The organism is Gloeocapsopsis crepidinum LEGE 06123 (assembly GCF_015207655.1).
Classification (GTDB): Bacteria; Cyanobacteriota; Cyanobacteriia; order Cyanobacteriales; family Chroococcidiopsidaceae; genus Gloeocapsopsis; species Gloeocapsopsis crepidinum.
Map to the genome: position 1 here is coordinate 69,739 of NZ_JADEWN010000007.1, position 19,503 is coordinate 89,241.

Consider the following 19,503-nt stretch of genomic DNA (forward strand, 5'->3'; position numbering starts at 1 on the left):
GCTGTTCTAGTGTTAAGAGTAGAAAGGTTAATATCAAGATCTATAGATATACTTTCGACTGCAATAGCGTGTTACTTCATGATGAGTATCGCGTTACTCACAGTCATTCGCTTGTAAATACGGAGACGAGTGTACCTTACCTGCCATGTCCTACGCCTCCCTGATGAGAATTCTACCCGAAAGCTTCCGCTCGACGAATGGCTTAGCTACCGTAGCATCCTTTGGTATCCACGGATTGCTGTTAATCGTTTTGCCATTTTTACCTTATGATTCGCAACTAGCAGCAAATATTCAGCAGCGCACCGTGGGACTTGTGGAGTTGACTCCAGAAGAACAAGGTCGTTTGCCAGGGGCTTCATCAGTACCTGCTGCATTACCACCATTTGCAGCACAACAGAGTGTTTTACCACCATTACCGCCACCACCACCATTTCCAGTAGGTGCATTACCCCCACTACCTGACCCCATCGCGCTACCACCATCAATCGGTCTACCACCACCGAGTAACAATTCTTTGCAGGCTGCAATACGCCCAAATCAAACGTTTATTCTTCCTGTATCACCGCAACGAAGTAAACCAACGACAACCCGTGGAGTACCAAGATCGAGCAGTAATAGGCAATTTGCGATAGGTTCAACACTCAATGCACCACCACCACCACCTATTCTTAATACACTCCCGCCGCCGCCTCCGCTGGGTAATTTGCAACCGCCCGTAGCTGCTGCACCAAATCAAAGCCAACGCCCATACAATTCAGGAGAATTATTACCACCAGTACCGCAGTGGCAACAACCCACTAATACTGGACTACCTGCAATGCGTTTGAATCCATCTGAGGAGTTTTCTCCTGGAGAGGCACCACAAAGCCAAGTGGCACAAACAATTCCGACACCTCCAAACTTGATTCAGCCGCAACAACCACAACCTCAAAGTGCACCACAACAACAAGTTGCTGCTGCTCCAGCAGAACCGGTAGAATCAGGTTCTAGAGCACAACAGTTACCAGAGCGTGGTAAGCAGGAACTATTAGCACTGCAGCAGAGAATTAGAGAAGAGCGTGCTACAGCAACTCCTGTTAACCCAGCACCACAACTAGCAGAACCTCATACTGCAGAACAAACAAGACAACAACAACTTGTCGCCGCACTACGTAATGAGCAAAATGCTCGCAACAATGATACGGCAGCCCAGTCAGACAGCACAGCAGAACAGGCAAGACGACAACAACTTGTCGCCACACTACGTAATGAGCAAAACACCAATGCTGGTTCCTCCGGTTCCAACCAATCAGCAACTACCAATAGAGATGCGCAATTGCAAGCCTGGGCTGAACGCCAAAATACTGTACAACAGAACCACTCGAATGTTGTCACAAAAGCCCCCATATACAAAACCATCAAATCTTGTCAACGAGGATTAGAAGGAGTCGCAGTTTTAGGAGTTGTTGTCAATCCTGAGGGAAGAATTGTTTCTGGACCCGACTTTCTCTCGCGACAAGGGGCTGCAGGTGTTGAACAAGCAGCAAAAGAATACATTCAAGAATACGAGTTTCCTAAGAGTGCAAGTGCTGTTAATCAACAGTTTCATTTGCAGTATCAGTACGATACCGCTAATTGTGCTCAACCACCAGAAAACTCAGATCCGCAACAACCCGAATCACAACCAGAACAATCTGATGCGTAGTAGCTGCTAAATAGTAAAGAAAAGCAATCAGTGATGGTTGTGCTTTTAACATAGATAGAAGTGGCGATCGCACATTGGCGAGAAATCAGTCGCCATCGGTTTTGTGTCTGCGAGACAATGAAACTCAGATTTATTATGTCTGACAATTGCTTTCACTATGGTTGATGCTTTTAAGGTTCAGCTACAAGCGTGTGCTGAGCGCTTAATGTTTTTGATCGATTGCTTTAGCCGAACGCGGGTTCTAGTTGTAGGAGATTTAACCTTAGATGAGTTTCTTACTGGACAAGTAGAGCGCATTTCGCGGGAAGCGCCAGTACTAATTTTGCGACATGAATCGACAAAACAAGTGCCAGGAGGTGGGGCAAACGCAGTTTATAATTTAGCGAAGTTGGGGGCACACGTAAAAGCTGTCGGACTTTTAGGTAAAGACGAGCAAGGGCGATCGCTGCATGAACTTCTAGTTGTAGCTGGGATCGATACTCAAGGTGTTTTCTTTGATCCCCATCGCCCTACTGTCACAAAAACTCGAATTTCTGGACATTCGCGGCAATCTGTAACGCAGCAAATTGTCCGAGTAGATCGCAAATCAGAACAGCTACCTGACACTGATTTACAACAACAGTTAGCAGCATATATTTATTCGCAAATTGATAGTGTTGATGCTGTCGTTTGTTCGGATTATGGAGATGGTGTTCTGACTCAGCCTGTGATTAATGCAGCTTTGGCACATCCGCGTACAATCGTCGATTCTCAAACCCAACTCGCCCAGTATCAAAAAGCAACTATATTTACACCAAACTTACCAGAAGCAGAATTAGCAGTTGGATATCAAATTGATGATGCTACAACGCTAGCCCAAGCTGGAAAAGATCTCTTAGCACTAACCCAAGCAACGCATGTTTTAATTACGCGAGGAGAGCAAGGTATGAGTTTGTTTAGGCGGGATGGTGTGGTGACGCATATTCCTGCTTTTAACCGTACAGAGGTATTTGATGTCACTGGTGCGGGAGATACTGTAGTAGCAGCACTCACTCTTGGTTTAGCCTCTGGCGCTTCGTTTTGGGAAGCAGCTATATTAGGAAACTTGGCAGCAAGTATTGTCGTAAGACAATTTGGCACAACAACAACAACTGCATTAGAGATGAAAACTGCTTTACAAGCGCTGCTAGAGGAGTGATACTGATTTGGTTCAAGAGAACACAACACAAGGAAAGAATATTTTGTGAGTAGTGTAGATCAGCTAAACTTTTCAGTTCCAAGGCGAACATTATTAGTAACTGGGGGAGCAGGATTTATTGGCGCAAATTTTGTGCATCATTGGTGTACAAATTATCCTGAGGATCGAGTCATTGTTTTAGATGCATTGACTTATGCAGGAAATCGCAGCAATTTAGCTCATTGGGAAGGAAAAGAAAATTTTCAGTTTATTCAAGGGGATATTTGCGATCGCTCTCTTGTAGATCAGATCTTACAAACCGAAGCGATTGATACTATTGCTCATTTTGCGGCTGAATCTCATGTAGATCGCTCAATTTTAGGACCTGCTGCTTTTGTTCAAACAAACGTCATCGGGACTTTTACCCTACTAGAGGCATTTTTACAACACTGGCGAGCGAAGGAACAACCAGAGCACTTTCGTTTTCTGCACGTTTCTACAGATGAAGTTTATGGCAGTCTCAACACTGACGATCAGCCCTTTACAGAAAGTACACCTTATGCTCCAAATAGTCCTTATTCTGCCTCTAAAGCTGGCAGCGACCACTTAGTACGTGCCTATTATCACACCTATAAATTACCAACAATTATTACAAATTGCTCAAATAACTACGGTCCTTATCAGTTTCCAGAGAAATTAATTCCTTTGATGTGTATCAATTGCTTACTTGGTAAGCAACTACCTGTTTATGGTGATGGACAGAATATTCGAGATTGGCTTTACGTAGGCGATCACTGTACTGCGTTGGATCTTGTGATTCATCAAGGTTTACCAGGAGAAACTTACAACATTGGTGGCAACAACGAGGTAAAAAATATTGACTTGGTACAAATGCTATGTCAACTTATGGACGAACTAGCAGTAGATTTGCCAATACGTCCATCACAAGAACTGATTACTTTTGTGCAAGATCGGCCAGGACACGATCGCCGTTACGCAATTGATGCTAGTAAAATTGCTACTCAACTCGGCTGGACACCTGCTGTCACAGTTACAGAGGGATTGCGCCATACAGTGAAATGGTATCTTATGCACCGCAGTTGGTGGAAGTCTCTACTCTCTAAACAATATCAGGAGTACTACAACAAAGTTTATCTTTCTTAGATCATGGCGAATAAATTGGCTGCCATACAAACAAAGTCCACATCCGTGGATTTACTGCTAAAAATTTTGTTCTATTGTACGAAAGTACACTGTGCATAAGTAGCCGCGACTTCAAGGCATCTGATTGAAACTGGAATGAATAGATAATGTCACCATCCGAAAAGACAAATAGGAAATCTCAGCAGCATCTGTGCGATCGTGCCTGACAATCAGTGTTAGTCCTTCATCTTCATGAAATATACAAATCGGGTCAAGTTTCAAACAACTATTATCCTGACGATCCACACTGCAAAAAACGTATTCTTCATCACGCAGAATAGGATTCATTGACTTTAGTAAAACAGCTAAATTCGTTTCACCTGAGATAGGACTGTCGCCAATTCTCGCTCTGTAAACCAGAAACTCGATCAAATTCTCGTTGGTTTGCCGTAATCACAAGCAGGTTATGTTGAAGTGCAGTAGCCGCGATCAAGACATCGTAAGCACCAATCGGTTGTCCTTGAGATTTGAGAGTAGCACGAATTCGAGCCGCTTGTTCAGCTTCCATAGTACTGAAAGGGAGAATTGTCACTGAAAATAAAAAGCTGGCAATTGTTGGTTCAACTTTCTGGCACGTTGCGAATTGAGTGCCAAACCTAGCGTAACTCCATAACTGTAATTGCAGAAACGGCAATCTCAATCGGTGGAGTTTGCTTGAGCCTAAATTGAGTGCCAGTTTCACCCTTGATGAAGTCGCTGATGACGCACGTATCGAGTAGATATCGCATCAGAAAAGTTCCGGTTCACGAGGCGGAAGAAGTTCATCGCGGTAGGACTCGAAAGCAGGAAAATCGGGAATTCCTTCATAGGATAAGATAACCTCTGACCCTTGGGAAGTGGAATTAGGCGGCGTTTGAATCATCCGACGTAACGCTTGTACAATCAAGGTTTGAAGCGGAACATTCGATTGTACTGCTTGACGGATCAAGTCTTGTTCAAGGTCTGGGGGTAAGTCAATCGTAATTTGCATATTTTTTCTCCATTGATTGTTGTATTAGATATAATTTTTTACTGTCCCTTAATTGCGGCTTCGATTGCTTTCACAAAGGGGCTAACCCACCACTGATCTGAAGCTTTTTGAAGTGCTTCAAAAATAAATGCCTGACCTCCAACTTTCACTCGCGTCATCAAAGTTGGGTTTTGCTTCACCTCCTTCACTGCTTCTGCCACAACAATTTGCTGCTCGGGTTCGGTTGAAGTCGGATAAGTTTGAATAAGACGATTGAAAATTTGCTGAATCTCATCAAAAGCTTCTCTCAAATTTTGCTCTGAAGCATAATTGTGTTGTGTACCGATTTGATCTCCATGTACTGTGCTGTTGACATTGACTGCACCTACAGATCCACCAAAGTTGAGATTTGGGTTATTCGATCCTTGCATAATCAGAGTTTCTGTTTGAATGTGTGTACTTTGATTGTTTTTCTGACTGCTTACAAGTTGAAATATCTGCGCTGGTTGAAGTGGTTGCCAGGTTTTACGGCGCATATTTATTTGGGCATTAATCAACGTTTTTCTAAGCCAAGCGATGTTTGGTAATTCTGGAATAAGACGTTGAATTTCAGTACATGCCTGAAGTGTTCCTCGTTCTTTTAGTTGTGTCAAAACATTGTCTCTCAGCCTAGCCATATCATCTCTAGCCGTTGAAATATTACTGTGGTCAGGATCTTCATCGTAAGGATATTGACGAACCAGCCAAAGGTATAAATCAGCTAGTTGTATTTCAGTCAGATTTAGCTGAATCTCATGTAAATGATGGCAAGCAGCTAATTCGAGGACTTCACGCCCAAATGATGAATCTTGCTGAATCAATAACCAGATAAATGACCAACTACATGGATCTGAATTCTCAACCAGCACTCTAGCAGCAATTAGAACTTTTTCACGCTCGTTCTCAGCTGATGGTAATGCGAAAGAAATTAAGGACTTTGCAAAATTTCTAGCTTCAGTGAATCCTTGCTTGAGAAGCTTTTCGAGTATCTCCCCAAGGCATTTGGGCTTAAGTTTAGGGTCTTTAGCCTTTTCTAGTAAGGCTAATTTTAGCCATTCATTCCAACACTTATCAAAGCGATCAATCACAGATATATGGTCATGCTCCTGATTTTCTTTATCAATTAGTTTTAACAGTGTATGAATGGACTCATGTGGAGCGTTTAAATAGGTACGTTTAACTGTTTCCAAATAGAAGTCTTCATTTGGATTACTGCTTGGAGAAGCAATAATGACAGGTGCCCATTTTTTCCATATTTCAGGCGAGAGATGCTCTAAGAAGTCTGAGTTTTGTTTCAAAAGTAATTGAAAAGCTCTACAACCTGCTAATGCTGGTCGATTAAAAGTATTTGTTCCTATCCAGTCATAATTTATATCGTCTTGGTATTGAACATACTTCTTAGCACTCTCAATAATTCTTCTTCGAGTGGGTTCCTCAGCCTCTTGCCAGCCAGGAAGTTTAGTTAAATCTAATTTAAACTCATTGTCATCGTATTTACTTTCAGGCTTGCGAGTCATTTCCATATTAAGCTGCGACCAAGCAGATAAATCTCCAGCTTCTAACTTTTCTAAAAGTCTTAGCACTCTTTCTTTAGGCGGTGGCTCTAGCAAGGGAGGATTTTGCCTGCGATACTGCATTTCTTGCATTCTGAGATAATCAGATCTCAGTTTGTCAGCTTGAGTTGAATTGAGTTCGATTGGTGCAAAGTAAGCTGCAAAAACTTCCTGCAAAATTTTATTGCTTTGAGTAGCTATGAGAATTGCATCTATATGCTTTACATCTTGACGATTAAAACTCCGTTGAATTAGTTGTACCCAAATTTTCTGTGTCTTCTCACAATTAGAACTTTCGAGCCTTTCAAGCATCCAAAAAATATCTTCTGAAACCAGAACATTTTCGCTTAAGAGAAGATCTGGAGCTTCTTCTGTTTCTAAAATAATTAAAACTGCTTGCTCAATTAAAGTATGTCGTCTTTTACTGTTGTTCAAAAGCGATAAAGCAAATTGCTCTTGTAGCTTATTATCATCAGTAATGATTGTCTGATCCTCTCTCCACTGTACTAGAGCTACTTTAGTGAAACTTTCTGCTACTCTAGGCAAGTCAAAACTTTCCCATGCTTTTACGAGAATGGCATCTCCAAGTTCTTTAAATGGATGTCCAAAACCTCTAGCACCCTGCTTTTCAAGCCAATTGAGGGCAATTACCAAATCATGTGGCTGAAGTTGTGGGACTATCTTATAGTTGAGGAACATCCGATACTCCCCGAAAAAATTCCTCTTCTTAGGCAGAGTCAGAGCTTGAAATAATTCTTCTGCTGTCAGATGCTCTGACCAAAGTGCCTGAAGTGCATATCCCTTAAGCCGATCGTCTTCATCTTCTGGAAGTTGCTCAGTACCCAAAGGTTTCAGTTTCAATAGTGTGACTGTATCGCCAATTAAGCAAAGAGCCTTGGCTGCGCTTACTCTCAAATAAACTGGTTGTGATGAATCAAGAGCAAGATTTACTAATTCTGCCTGAAGATCGCAGACTTCGCAAACTTCGGCAATGTCGATCGCTAGATCTCTCGCATCAATTTGCTTGCTGGAATCACAGATATAAAGGCGCAATTGATCAGCCAACCCAGGATGCTTTAGCTTCGCGTAGTTGCGATAGTTATTTCTATCCCAATCAAATAGTTTTTCCTCTTCGTACTGTGTTAACAAATTATCTACAATTGATGACCTGACATTCGCATCAGTCGGTACATCACTTCGCAAAAGAACATCTGGATCAGTTTTGATGAATTCTTGAAGAACATCTGTTCTTATGCTAGCTAGCCATGCAGCAGTTTCATGAAGCTGAGGAATTAGCTTGTGATCTGGATCTTCAGATGAAAAGATTAATTTTGTTATCTGCGCTAGAGGTATTTCGTGTTGCACCAAGTACCAGGCAGCCAAAAATTCAGCATAGGTTTGATGTGCCCATCCCATTCGATGCAGTCCACGGGACGAGAACAACCCAGTATCTAAAACTTCCTCAATCGCTACCCTAGTAATCTCAAATTCTCTTCCATTGGCATTTTCATAACCAAGACATAATGTTTGAACAAGGACATCTTCAGTAGGTACGTTCCCCTGATTAATCCCAGTCCATACTGCAAAGCGGTTAGCAAAGACTGCGATCGCTGCAATTCGAGCCGCAACAATTAGACGTTGATCAGCATCAAGATTGCCTTTTCGGTTTGAAGCTTGACGACTTTCACTAACTTCCTGACACAGAAGCTGACATCCCTCAAGATAGAGTTCATAAATTTTCTGGTTTGAAGGAAATTGACCATTATGACGGCGGTAAGTATTTAGCAGAAATCTCAGAGTGATTGGTTTTATTGCTAGGGGTACAACATCCTTTTGTCCAATTTCCTTTAGAAAATCATCAGGTGAAAATCCCTCAGCTTTCGCAGCTTCTATAACGTCTACACGACGAAGTGGAGCTAGTTCATAAATTTCAACGTAATCTTTTTGCCAAATACCTTTCAGTCCTTCTTCTAGAATTGCTGGAAATACGAATGTCCGACACGCTAAACGTAAGTGAAGGCGATTAATGTGGTTGTGATATTTCTGTTTCTTAAGCTCATCAATTAAGCCTGCCGCTAGAGTCGGAATGCTCAAAATTCCTTCATCAAGACTATCCAGGAATAGATAGAGATGATAAGTATCCTCTAACCAGTCAGTAAAGGTTTCGTCTTTAAATAAATCATCTTTTAGATTTGTACAGGATCGGAGATTAAGTGGTAAAACTTGCCTAGGATCGCAAATCTTTTTTTCTGTAAGAATTTTTAGGTTTTCTAATTCCTGAGACTTCCCGATACCTGGTTCCCCTAATAAAACCAGACACGGAACATTGGCGATCGCCTCCAAAGTTATTAAATTCGGGTTATATGCCTTACCCCATTCTGCGTCTGGATTGTACAGATAGCCACCATCGGCTAGGTTAATACTGCCTGACCGAGGGCACCAGAAACGTTTCCAGCTATATACCTGCTCCGACATGTTAAATAGCTATGAAGGCAAAACTCTTTTTCAAGGATAACTTCATTCAAAAGTCCAAAAGTCTTTATACCTTACCTTGTGACTCAAGTGATAGCTTGACCGGATCGCTTCCACCGGATTTTGCATTCCAACAGATACTATTCAAGTTGCAGCCCCAACTGATGCTTAAGCAGACTAACAATAGTAATGAGGAGTAAGGGAGGTAAATATCAAAGTTTAAAGTGTTTAGCTCTCTCAGAACGACTTAGAATTGGCGGCGCGAGAAAATTAAAATGGCGATCGCTAACAACAACCCTGTATACAACAAACCATAACCTGCACTCATTATGAGTGCGAGTGGATTCGGTAAGGCATCAGCACCATAAACAGCTAGGTTCTTTAAATCTAGGCGTGATAGGTTAGGTAAAAATAAATACAAAGCCTCAGTCATGCGTTGAACGTTAGCACTTTCGCTCAGACGACCTAAAGTGACTAAATCTTGGGTAAAGTTACCCATTAAATAAACGCCAAAGCTTAAAAGAGTTGCAAGTACAGAACTTGTGAATACTCCAAATACGATCGCTACTGCTGTAATTAACGACAATTGCAAGCACAAAAACAGCACAGCAAGAATAATACTACCCAACGGATACGGAATATTCCCTAGTTGCAGAAATCCAAGATAAAGTGCTGTCATCGCCGCAATCAAGACACCTAAAACTGCTGACAATCCCAAGTGTTTACCTGCAATGAATTCCCCTCGGCTTATTGGTTTGGAGATTAAAACTAATACAGTCCGCTTTTCAATTTCTTTATTGATTAGCCCAGTGCCAATAAAAATCGCAACAATCAAGCCCAGCAAACTCATCGCTGCTAAGCCAAGATCTAGGAAGATTTTGGCTTCTGTCGTTGCAGCAAGTTGTGGCAAAAACCAAATTGCTACAGCCAAAAGAAGAGCATACAAGCCGATGATATATAGAATGCGATCGCGTACTACTTCGCGAAACACATTTGTTGCTATCACTAAGATGCGACCGAAACTCATACTCGTAAGTGTTAAGTGTAATGAATCTTTGGGGAAAATCTCTTTTTACTGTTATATCCTCTAGTTGCTCAAATCTTACTCTTCGCCTCAAGTTCTCTCCAGAATTAAAGACCTATTGTGGAAGCACGACTCTGTTTCTAGATTGCCACTATAGTTCTCAGGTCAAAATGACCAGTCAACAATCCTAAATTGGTGTTTATTTTCAGTCTTTCTAGCTTGATTCGTAAGTGTATTGAAAACCCTTTACAAATCTACTAACTTGCTATATTAAAACTTGATATCGAGTAAAGTTTAATTGCAAACTCTTGCATATTAGAAAATAAGGAATTAACTTAGTAATTGAAGCTGAAAAGCTTCCCTGGCAGATACGACAGCATAGGTAAAACACAAGTTAGTTAAGAGGTAAAAGCGCTGTTAAACTTTCATCTGTCTCGTCAAACACAAAACAACGCCCAAGTCGAATACTAATATTTCCTCAACTGGTAAATGGGGGCAATATATCTAGAGTGTTTTCATGTGTGGATTGAGTTCTAGATATAACCCTGGGAAGATAGAGAAAGAAGAGGGAGTGCCTTAGTTAGTAGAAGTTTGGGTGTTGTTTTGTTTTAGAGTAAAATTTTTAAAGTTAATAAATCAATACCATAGTATAAACACCGCACAATATGGCGATTATTGCTTTAAAAGCTTGGTATATTCAAGAATATGAGCCACTTGAAGAATTAGAGAAACGACCTCACGATCTGCGTCTCAGTAAAAATAGCTTATTAAAATCCGCGCTAAGAGCAGACTTTTTAGAAGATCGCGAACAAGTTAAACAAACAGAATGGTTTCAGCGATACTTGCAGGGAGATAACGTTGAATTCTACATTGAGGGCAGTGGTGGTTATACAATCGCCAATATTGATTTAAGTAGCCATGAGATATACTTCACTAAGCAAACAGTTATTGCTTCATTAGAACCAACAATTTTCTTTTGTCATCAAACAGAGTATGCAGCTTCTAGTGAAGTTTTAAGAGAAGCACTACATCACGCGATCGCAGCGTTAAATAAGCGATCGCGTATTGAATTATCTTTAATTGAATCACAGCGTCATAGTGATAGTTCTGTGCGTTTAAATACTACAGCAATGCGAAAAATTCGTAAAAGCTTGTTATTTATTGCTGATAGTACACCAATTACAAGTATTGAAAGTAAAGAAAAGGCTCAGCTAATTCCTAGTCCCAATGTTTGTGTTGAAATTGGCTATGCCATTCAAAGTAAGCGGACTGAGCAAATTGTTCTTGCCCAGATGCAGCGCCCAGATTTATCAGGACAATCTTCTTTCGATTTGCCAAATTATCAACTTCTACAATTCAAAAACAGCAAAGAACTTGATAAAATACTGCCTCAAGTCATTGAAACTCAACTCCAGCGATTCAACCTGTTTTCTTAACTTGGGTCGTTGGGTGTAAAAAAAGTAGGGGAAGCTGAGGAGAAAAACGACATATGAACTTCTTCACTAGTCACTAGCTACTGGTAACTAGCCACTGATCGCTCACCCCTAGTTTTCTAGCTAGCCTCTTCTCAATTTCGTGTTGAGTCAGTTAGAAATGAGTGCGATGCATTTATAAATGAATTTGATCTATTATGCCTAGAACTCCCAATGAGTATGTAGTACATCTCCTAATCGAAGGCGGACACAAAGAAGAAGTACGATTTCCCACAATCCAAGAGTTTCAGAAGTGGTATAGCAGCGAACTGATGCCTAAAGCCGCTTCAAATGACTTTATCAGCGTACCTATCAAAAATATTCAGGGAGAGTACCTAGTTATTCGTCCATCTAGGATTTCAGCGATTCGGGTGGAGCCGATTTTTAGCTCTAGTGTGGAAAGATTTTAGTGACGGAGTGAATGATGAGAAACAAAACTGCTTTGATGACCCTAGGTTTAGCAGCTGCTATATTGACGACATTACCAGCTGTTGCTCGCGTACCATTACGAGCAATTTATGATACACAAAGCCTGCAAAAGCAAAATGCTGATTGTTGCCAAGCAGAGTCATTAGGATTTGACGAGCAAATTTGGGGTCAAAGCGGTCAACCAGGAGATAAACACGCATTACTAACATCAATCGATCATAGTTTGCGTTATATCAAAACACCAGCAGCAACAGCTGCGTATCGACGATATCGCGGAACAGGAATTACACGCGATCGCGTACAGCGTAGCTTAGAGCGTTTTCGTCAATTAGTTGTGAGATCGAATTCACCCGCAGAACTACAAGCTGCGGTATCTCGCGAGTTTGTATTTTACCAATCTACAGGGCGAGACGGCAAAGGGGATGTTCTTTATACTGCTTACTATGAACCGATCTACCAAGCTAGCCGCGTTCCTACTGCCGAATTTCGTTATCCTTTGTATCGGCTACCAACGAATTTCAAATCTTGGCGCAAACCCCATCCAACTCGCCAAGAACTAGAAGGCAAAGACGGCTTGTTAGGAGACAAAAGTAGACTTAAGGGCTTAGAGATTGTTTGGCTGCGCGATCGCCTAGAAGCATTCTTGGCACAAATTCAAGGTTCAGCCCGACTGCAATTAGCTGATGGACAAATGATTTCTATTGGTTTTGCAGGCAAGACAGACTACCCCTACACCAGTATTGGTAAAGAACTAGCCAAAGACGGCAAGTTACCTTTAGCGGGTTTAACGCTGCCCATCATGATCGACTACTTTACACAATACCCAGCAGAACTTAACAATTATTTACCACGCAATCGTGGTTTTGTATTCTTTCGAGAAACTGGAGGTGCGCCAGCCGTTGGTTCTTTAGGAGTACCCGTCACTGCCGATCGCTCAATTGCAACAGACAAGTCACTCATGCCTCCTGGTGCGTTAGCACTGATTCACACTCAACTACCGTTTTCTAACGATTTTACAGGCAGTATGGATTATCGCCTTGTTAGCCGCTATGTTCTAGATCAAGATACAGGTGGGGCAATTAAAGGACCAGGACGAGTAGATTACTTCATGGGAACTGGTAAACTTGCAGGCGATCGCGCTGGAGTAACTGGCAATCGCGGACATCTGTATTATTTATTACTGAAATAAACTCAAGTGAAGTGGGGGAGGGCATCTTGCCTGTCCCCCTGCCTTTTACCTAGTACGGTGCAGCATCAAAGTCATATTCATCAAAGCGCTCAAGATCGCTTGTTTCCTCAATTTCGGGTATAGTAGCAACTTCTAACTTTGGTTCTTTAACAAAATCTTGGTAAGTTTCAAATGTTTGACAGATAATGGTAGATTCTTCTGAATTTATCGGAATCAAGTAGTTTGCTAAATTTTCTGCTGTAGGATGCTCGTAATCTACTGTTACAGCCACCAAAGCTTTATTAGGTGCTATTCCTCTTTCTTCAGAGGTAATAGTTGGGCAAAAAACACCATGAGCGTGAAACAGTCTGCTTTTAGCTGTGAAAGGTTGCTGACGAAAAGCAGCATAAGCTTTCTCTAAGTCTAAGGTAAACCCACTTGTAACCTGACTATTTTTTGAGGTACGAAAAGCTGTACTAAAACTTGCCCCAGCAGCACCACTCAATGTTAAGCGTAAAGGAGAATGATGCAGAAGTTTTTGATTTTTTCCTACTAAGAAAACGAGATAACGTGTAAACGTTTTATATTTTAGTTTCTCACTAGTAAAGGCATCGTAATGATCGACTAAACGACCTAAAGTAGTGTTTGTCGTGCGGTCTTTGATATAAACAGGTCCTCGATGTAGTACTAAGATGCGGGGAGTAGTTGTAATAACTAACTGGACGATTTCGCCCGAACCAAAAGTGTATTCTACCTGCTGCCAATTTTCATCGGGTGTAAATCCTACAAGATTCGCGTTTTCCTGAGTAATTGCTAACCCATACGGCTTAATTCCATTTTCACTCCATTGCGGGTTAATCATCTGGCACCAAGGTAGTACCTCAGAAACAGGTGCTTTGAACTTGTCATCGTCAAAATCAAAACTGGGAGTATGTGTTACAGCTGAAACCATGACAGTATTTTATAAATAAGGTTGACAAGAAGTTGCTTGTCGTTTAGTTTTCCCAGGTTCAGCAACAATGAGTACCGCAAAAATACGGTTATTTTTCAAAGCTGTTGTTCTATTTCCAAAAGTGCTTGTTTACGAGATATACCCCAGCGATACCCTCCTAAGCCACCAGCTTTGGGCAACACGCGATGACACGGAATAATGAGAGCAACAGGGTTGGTTGCACACGCACGTGCTACTGCACGCACTGCGGTTGGCTGCCCAATTGAGCAAGCAATATCACTGTAACTCACCGTAGTACCAAGAGGAATTTGCTTCAGCGCCTGCCAAACTTGAAGTTGAAATACAGTAGCTTTTACATCGTAGGGAAGTTCTGATAAAGGGAATTTACCACTAAGATAGTCTATCAAAGCCTGAATCCATTCTTGCATATCATCTGCGCGATACAGCAATGCATGGCGAAACTCATTTTGAAGTTCGTTTTCTAATTTTGCAGGATCTTCTCCAAGTTTTATGCTACATATCCCCCGCTGAGTAGCAGCAATTGTCAGATAACCTAGTGGTGAGTTCGCGCTTGTATAGCGAATTTCTTCACCTCTTCCGTGTCGCTTGTACGTAGCAGGAGACATTCCGAGTTGTTCTGGTGCTTTTTCATAAAGGCGACTACTTGAACCATAGCCCACTTCATAAAGCGCATCAGTAATTTCTGTACCTTGCTGGAGATGTTGTTTCAATCGTTCTATCCGCTGGGCGTTTGCGTAGTCAAAGGGAGTGACACCAATAATTTGCTTAAATACTCGTTGGAAGTGAGTAGGACTCATTGCTACTTGAATACTTAGTTCTGTCAGTGTAGGAATGCGATCGCTTTGTGCGTCAATATAACGACAGGCTGACAAGATTTTGTCAATGGTAGGCGCGAGTACTTTTTGTGGTTGACATCGTTTACAAGGACGAAACCCTTGTGCTTCAGCGGCTTGCGCAGATTGGAAGAATGTCACTCGGTTGCGGTGTGGTTTACGACTAGGGCAGCTAGGACGACAATAGATCTTTGTCGAGTGTACGCCGTAGAAAATTTTGCCATCAAACTGCGAGTCTCGACTTAAAATTACTTGCCAGATTTCTTCCAAAGAATCTAATGCTGATTTCATCATGATTGGCTACGAGTGAAACTCATTACTACCTGGAATTGAGATATCTAACTGATAGTGATAAAATGCCTTATCTTTTATGTAACCTGCTTTTTCATACAATTTTTGCGCTGGATAGTTGTCAATTGCGGTTGCAAGCGTCAGCCGCTTTACCTTAGTGCGTATTGCGAAGTCTTTCGCTGCATTTAATAGTGCTATACCTACACCTTGATTTCTGAAGTTTGACAGCACAAAGAGATCGTTGAGTATCCAAGTGCGTTGCATCGCGACTGATGAAAATGAAGGATACAGTTGAGTAAAACCTAAACACTCAAAAGGATTATATTGAGTAACAGCGATGAAAACTACAGAATCCTCGTTCACTAATCGTTCGTATAAGAAATTACGCACCTGGATTAAGTCGGCTGTTTGTCCATAGAACTGACGGTAGCTATTAAACAAGGGTGCAACGAGTTCAATATGAGTAGAATTAGCTTGAATGACGTTGAATTGGTTCACGACTTACGCTTGCTGATTTTTGTCAACAGTCTGCCATCAATTGCTACAATCCCAACAAAAATTAATGCCATACCTGCGATCGCATTCCACGTCAGTTGTTCATTTAAGATAAATACACCTAGTAGCAGCGCACTGATAGGAATCAAAAAGGTAACTAGCAAAAGATTCGTTGCACCGACAGCAGCTAAGAGATAAAAATAAATCAGATAGGCGATCGCAGTACTAAATAGCGCTAATCCTAACAAAGCACTCCAAGTAACAATACTGAGTCTAAAAGACCAATCCCTGAGAAGTGCTAATGGTAACATCATGATTGTTGTGCTCATAAGCATTCCTGCGGCAGTAACGACAGGTGATAATTTTCTAAATCGTCGTCCATAGATTCCTGCAAAGCTATAGGAAATGGCAGCGCCGAGGATGGCAAATTGCCCTAAACTGTGTAGGTTTAACTCCTGCAACACTTCTGAACCAATTAATACGATCGCGCCACATAGCCCTAGTAGAACTCCTAATAGGCGGTTTAATGTCAAGCGTTGATCGTGGGTAAAGTGTGCTAGCACTACTGTAAATACTGGAGTTGTAGCATTGAGAATAGCTGCTAAACTGCTGTTGATATGTGTCTGTCCCCAAACAATCAAAGTAAAGGGAATAAGGTTATTTAGCGCACCCATCACTAAAAATGCACCCCAAATTCGCGGCGATGCTGGTATTCGTTGTCCTTTTATATAAACAACAATCGTCAATGCGATCGCGGCTAAGCCAACACGGGCGAAAACTATTGATAGTGGTTGCAACTCTTGCAGAATTATTTTAATGAAAAAAAAGGAGCTACCCCACAAAATAGAAAGTACAACAAGGAGCAACCATTCTTTTGCTCTCATATTTGGTTTAATCACTGTAGTCATTCATTTTTTGTCTATGCGATCGCAGCATAAGCTTTTGTTTGAGCGAACCTCTATCCGATACTTGCGATTAAATTCGCTTATGATTAAAAGCCAAATTTAACTGGAAACGATATCTCTCCCGCAGCCACCATCAGTAAATTAGGATTGTGTAGTATGGAAAAAACATTTGATGTTGCACAGTACGTTGATTGCACAGCTTTGATCCTCGACTTAGAAATCAATCCTGAATATCGAGAAAGTGTGATTGCCAACTTTGAGAAAATACAAGCGATCGCACAACTTGTTAATGAATTTCTACTACCAGAAATAGAAGCTTCACCCACCTTTGAACCATGAATGATGCTGTCTCAATCGCTGCTGCTATCCAAGAAGGTAGACTAAGTGCAGTCGAAGTTGCCCAAACTGCACTCAAACGTATTGCAGAACGCCAAGAACTAAACTGTTTTACTGCGATTACCGATGACTCGGCTTTGCAGGATGCGCAGCAAATTGATGATGCGATCGCATCAGGAAATAACCCTGGTTCGCTTGCTGGAGTTCCCTTCGCTGTCAAAAATTTATACGACGTTGCTGGAATCACTACACTTGCAGGCGCAAAAATTAATGCTGAAAATCCACCAGCTTCTCAAGATGCTACTGCTGTCGCTAAATTAAAACAAGCAGGTGCAGTCTTAGTGGGTACTTTAAATATGGATGAGTACGCCTATGGCTTTGTCACTGAAAACGCACATTATGGGGCGACGCACAATCCTCATGATTTCAATCGAGTAGCAGGTGGTTCCTCTGGTGGTTCCGCAGCAGCAGTAGCGGCGAATTTAATACCCTTCACGCTTGGTACAGATACAAATGGTTCAATTCGCGTGCCTGCGGCATTTTGTGGCATATTCGGCTTAAAACCTACGTATGGCAGATTATCACGGGCAGGAGTTGCATTATTTTCTAGCAGTTTAGATCATGTTGGATCGTTTGCACGTTCAGTGCGCGATATTGCCACGGTGTTTGATGTTTTGCAAGGATATGACGATCGCGATCCTGTATGTACGCAGCGATTGCCTGAACTCTGTCTATCGCAACTCAATAGCGGTATTGAGAATTTACGCATTGCGATCGCCGGAGATTACTTTACGAAAGGCGCTGAACCTGAAGCAATCGCAGCAGTTCAACAAGTTGCCCAAGCTTTGGATGTGACTAACTATATTACAATCCCTGAAGCACATCGCGCCCGTGCCGCTGCGTTTATTATTACCTCCTGTGAAGGGGCAAATCTGCATATGGAGAAGTTGCGATCGCGTCCTCAAGATTTCGATTTTGCAACTCGCGATCGCTTTTTGGCTGGGGCGTTAATTCCAAGTCACTGGTACATTCAAGCGCAAAGGTTTCGTCGTTGGTTTCGCGATCGTGTTCGTGAAATTTTCCAAAGTGTAGACATTATTCTTGCGCCGACAACACCATGTTTTGCACCTTTAATCGGGCAGAAAACAATGATTTTAGATGGAAAAGAAATTCTCATCCGTCCGCATTTAGGACTCTTCACCCAACCCCTATCTTTTATTGGTTTACCTGTTTTATCCGTTCCAATTTATCGTCCTGGGTCATTACCTTTAGGTGTACAATTAATCGCTGCACCCTACAATGAAGCACTGATTTTACGTGTGGCAAATGTGTTAGAAACAAAAGGCATCATTTCCACTCATACTTCTTGAAAAGCAGGTGGATAGACAACTTTTCCTTTGAATCCCTGATAATTTGTCAGCAGTTTCACCATAAAAACATCTTCTGGTACTGGAAACGGTAACTCAATGCCATAATTAACTGATGGTTGAAAACCAAAACGCAGGTAAAACTGAGGATGTCCTAAAACAATAACTAACGCTTCTCCCATAGTATCCGCAGTTTCTAAACCTGCTTGCACAAGTGCGCTACCAATTCCTTGTCTTTGAAATTTAGGAACAACAGCTAAAGGTGCTAAACTCAGTACCCGTAAAGTTTCTTCTCCTACAAGGTCAATATAGCTAAATAAAATGTGACCAACTACAGTATTATTAACTTCTGCAACAAGAGATAACTGCGGAATATAACGATCTGAATGACGAATATTCTTAACTAATTGCGCCTCATTTTCACGTTCAAAAGCTTGAGTGTGAACATTATAAATTGCTGAAGCATCTAGTAAATTTTCACAACGAATCACTTGATAATTATCTCCATAAATATCCAGTTTGAGTGGTATTCTTCGGGAATTTCACTTTCAGGATATGGCTGAATAATCTGAAAACCAACTGAGTGATAAAGTGCTTGTGCTGCTTTAGCAAAAGGTGCGCAATCCAAACACAACTTTGAGTAACCTATCTGTTGCGCTTCACTAATAATAGCTTGTACTAAAGCCCTACCAACTCCTTTTATACGATACTCTGGACGAACGTACATTCTTTTGATTTCGCCTACCTCCTCACCAATTTTCCGTAATCCAGCACACCCGATAAAATTACCGTCATATGCTAACAGGAGTCGTCCTGTTGGTGAAGTGAACTGAGGCATTTTTATAATGTCCTGCTGTAACAAAACATCTACATCAAAAGTGAGACTAAATTCACGTTGAACGAGTAAATGAGTTGCAGTTAAATTCTCTTCGAGTAATCTATAAATATATTTTTTATCCTCCTCAGTTTGCACTTGAATAATTTTAAGGCTCATTAATTTGTATACCAACCCTAAAAATAAAATAAGTATTTATGCTTTTAATTATATTAAAAATTCCCCCATAAGTGGGGAGCCACTGCTTTGCGGAGGTGTCCTCCGTTGTAGCAAGTGGCGTGGATTTAGGGGGCGAGAATATGAAAAAGCACACAGATTG

At 41.5% G+C, this 19,503-nt stretch carries 20 protein-coding genes; 8 read left to right on the forward strand and 12 right to left on the reverse strand.

All coding sequences use genetic code 11. The annotated features are described in order from the left end of the window. Nucleotides 1-145: 145 nt before the first annotated feature. From IQ230_RS04475 to rfbB, 3 genes are all read left to right on the forward strand, one after another. Nucleotides 146-1,684 carry a hypothetical protein gene (locus IQ230_RS04475; RefSeq protein ID WP_193930866.1) on the forward strand — a complete coding sequence of 513 codons (1,539 nt, stop codon included), beginning with the start codon at nucleotides 146-148 and terminating at the stop codon, nucleotides 1,682-1,684. Nucleotides 1,685-1,889: 205 nt separating this feature from the next. Beyond that, a complete protein-coding gene (gene rfaE1 / locus IQ230_RS04480) occupies nucleotides 1,890-2,861 on the forward strand; it encodes a D-glycero-beta-D-manno-heptose-7-phosphate kinase (protein WP_228054580.1) in 972 nt (323 codons plus the stop codon). A 45-nt stretch (nucleotides 2,862-2,906) separates the two neighbouring features. Continuing rightward, the gene (gene rfbB / locus IQ230_RS04485) at nucleotides 2,907-4,004 is read left to right on the forward strand and encodes a dTDP-glucose 4,6-dehydratase (protein ID WP_193930868.1); all 1,098 of its coding nucleotides are present in this window, start codon (nucleotides 2,907-2,909) and stop codon (nucleotides 4,002-4,004) included. Nucleotides 4,005-4,115: 111 nt separating this feature from the next. Here the strand turns inward: rfbB and IQ230_RS04490 are convergent, their stop codons facing one another. The 6 genes from IQ230_RS04490 to IQ230_RS04510 form a co-directional block, all read right to left on the reverse strand. Then, entirely contained in the window at nucleotides 4,116-4,331 is a 216-nt protein-coding gene (locus IQ230_RS04490) for an ACT domain-containing protein (protein WP_265576190.1), read from the reverse strand. 28 nt (nucleotides 4,332-4,359) lie between these two features. Next, entirely contained in the window at nucleotides 4,360-4,551 is a 192-nt protein-coding gene (locus tag IQ230_RS27290) for a PIN domain-containing protein (RefSeq protein WP_265576191.1), read from the reverse strand. Nucleotides 4,552-4,639: 88 nt separating this feature from the next. Beyond that, a complete protein-coding gene (locus IQ230_RS27295; protein WP_265576192.1) occupies nucleotides 4,640-4,771 on the reverse strand; it encodes a PIN domain-containing protein in 132 nt (43 codons plus the stop codon). Continuing rightward, nucleotides 4,771-5,013: a hypothetical protein gene (locus IQ230_RS04500; RefSeq protein WP_193930869.1), complete on the reverse strand. Its 243-nt coding sequence runs from the start codon at nucleotides 5,011-5,013 to the stop codon at nucleotides 4,771-4,773. The genes IQ230_RS27295 and IQ230_RS04500 overlap by 1 nt, the downstream gene beginning before the upstream one ends. A 38-nt stretch (nucleotides 5,014-5,051) precedes the next feature. Continuing rightward, nucleotides 5,052-9,059, reverse strand: coding sequence for an NACHT domain-containing protein (locus IQ230_RS04505; protein ID WP_193930870.1), 4,008 nt, complete (start codon nucleotides 9,057-9,059; stop codon nucleotides 5,052-5,054). A gap of 244 nt (nucleotides 9,060-9,303) precedes the next feature. Further along, on the reverse strand, nucleotides 9,304-10,083 hold the full coding sequence (locus IQ230_RS04510; protein ID WP_193930871.1) for an ABC transporter permease: 780 nt from the start codon (nucleotides 10,081-10,083) through the stop codon (nucleotides 9,304-9,306). A gap of 662 nt (nucleotides 10,084-10,745) precedes the next feature. Here IQ230_RS04510 and IQ230_RS04515 point away from each other — a divergent pair. The 3 genes from IQ230_RS04515 to mltA all read left to right on the forward strand — a co-directional run bounded on the left by IQ230_RS04515 (nucleotide 10,746) and on the right by mltA (nucleotide 13,170). Next, nucleotides 10,746-11,516 (forward strand): hypothetical protein, encoded by a 771-nt coding sequence (locus IQ230_RS04515; RefSeq protein WP_193930872.1) that lies wholly within the window; start codon nucleotides 10,746-10,748, stop codon nucleotides 11,514-11,516. A 194-nt stretch (nucleotides 11,517-11,710) separates the two neighbouring features. Then, nucleotides 11,711-11,962, forward strand: coding sequence for a hypothetical protein (locus tag IQ230_RS04520; protein ID WP_193930873.1), 252 nt, complete (start codon nucleotides 11,711-11,713; stop codon nucleotides 11,960-11,962). 14 nt (nucleotides 11,963-11,976) lie between these two features. After that, a complete protein-coding gene (mltA, locus tag IQ230_RS04525) occupies nucleotides 11,977-13,170 on the forward strand; it encodes a murein transglycosylase A (protein ID WP_193930918.1) in 1,194 nt (397 codons plus the stop codon). Between the two features lie 49 nt (nucleotides 13,171-13,219). Here mltA and IQ230_RS04530 read toward each other — a convergent pair whose 3' ends face one another. The 4 genes from IQ230_RS04530 to IQ230_RS04545 form a co-directional block, all read right to left on the reverse strand. After that, the gene (locus IQ230_RS04530; protein WP_193930874.1) at nucleotides 13,220-14,101 is read right to left on the reverse strand and encodes a DUF5895 domain-containing protein; all 882 of its coding nucleotides are present in this window, start codon (nucleotides 14,099-14,101) and stop codon (nucleotides 13,220-13,222) included. Between the two features lie 95 nt (nucleotides 14,102-14,196). After that, on the reverse strand, nucleotides 14,197-15,249 hold the full coding sequence (gene ada / locus IQ230_RS04535; RefSeq protein ID WP_193930875.1) for a bifunctional DNA-binding transcriptional regulator/O6-methylguanine-DNA methyltransferase Ada: 1,053 nt from the start codon (nucleotides 15,247-15,249) through the stop codon (nucleotides 14,197-14,199). Between the two features lie 6 nt (nucleotides 15,250-15,255). Next, nucleotides 15,256-15,744: a GNAT family N-acetyltransferase gene (locus IQ230_RS04540; protein WP_193930876.1), complete on the reverse strand. Its 489-nt coding sequence runs from the start codon at nucleotides 15,742-15,744 to the stop codon at nucleotides 15,256-15,258. Beyond that, complete coding sequence (locus tag IQ230_RS04545; protein ID WP_228054582.1) at nucleotides 15,741-16,649, reverse strand: DMT family transporter; 909 nt, start codon at nucleotides 16,647-16,649, stop codon at nucleotides 15,741-15,743. The genes IQ230_RS04540 and IQ230_RS04545 overlap by 4 nt, the downstream gene beginning before the upstream one ends. Nucleotides 16,650-16,802: 153 nt before the next feature. Between IQ230_RS04545 and IQ230_RS04550 the strand changes: the two genes are divergently transcribed. Continuing rightward, nucleotides 16,803-16,985, forward strand: a complete 183-nt coding sequence (locus IQ230_RS04550) for a DUF4089 domain-containing protein (RefSeq protein ID WP_193930877.1) — start codon at nucleotides 16,803-16,805, stop codon at nucleotides 16,983-16,985. Beyond that, the gene (locus IQ230_RS04555; protein WP_193930878.1) at nucleotides 16,982-18,352 is read left to right on the forward strand and encodes an AtzE family amidohydrolase; all 1,371 of its coding nucleotides are present in this window, start codon (nucleotides 16,982-16,984) and stop codon (nucleotides 18,350-18,352) included. The genes IQ230_RS04550 and IQ230_RS04555 overlap by 4 nt, the downstream gene beginning before the upstream one ends. Here IQ230_RS04555 and IQ230_RS04560 read toward each other — a convergent pair. Together IQ230_RS04560 and IQ230_RS04565 are read right to left on the reverse strand one after the other, a co-directional pair. Further along, nucleotides 18,340-18,840, reverse strand: a complete 501-nt coding sequence (locus tag IQ230_RS04560; protein WP_193930879.1) for a GNAT family N-acetyltransferase — start codon at nucleotides 18,838-18,840, stop codon at nucleotides 18,340-18,342. The genes IQ230_RS04555 and IQ230_RS04560 overlap by 13 nt on opposite strands. Then, nucleotides 18,837-19,343, reverse strand: a complete 507-nt coding sequence (locus tag IQ230_RS04565; RefSeq protein ID WP_193930880.1) for a GNAT family N-acetyltransferase — start codon at nucleotides 19,341-19,343, stop codon at nucleotides 18,837-18,839. The genes IQ230_RS04560 and IQ230_RS04565 overlap by 4 nt, the downstream gene beginning before the upstream one ends. Nucleotides 19,344-19,503 lie beyond the last annotated feature (160 nt).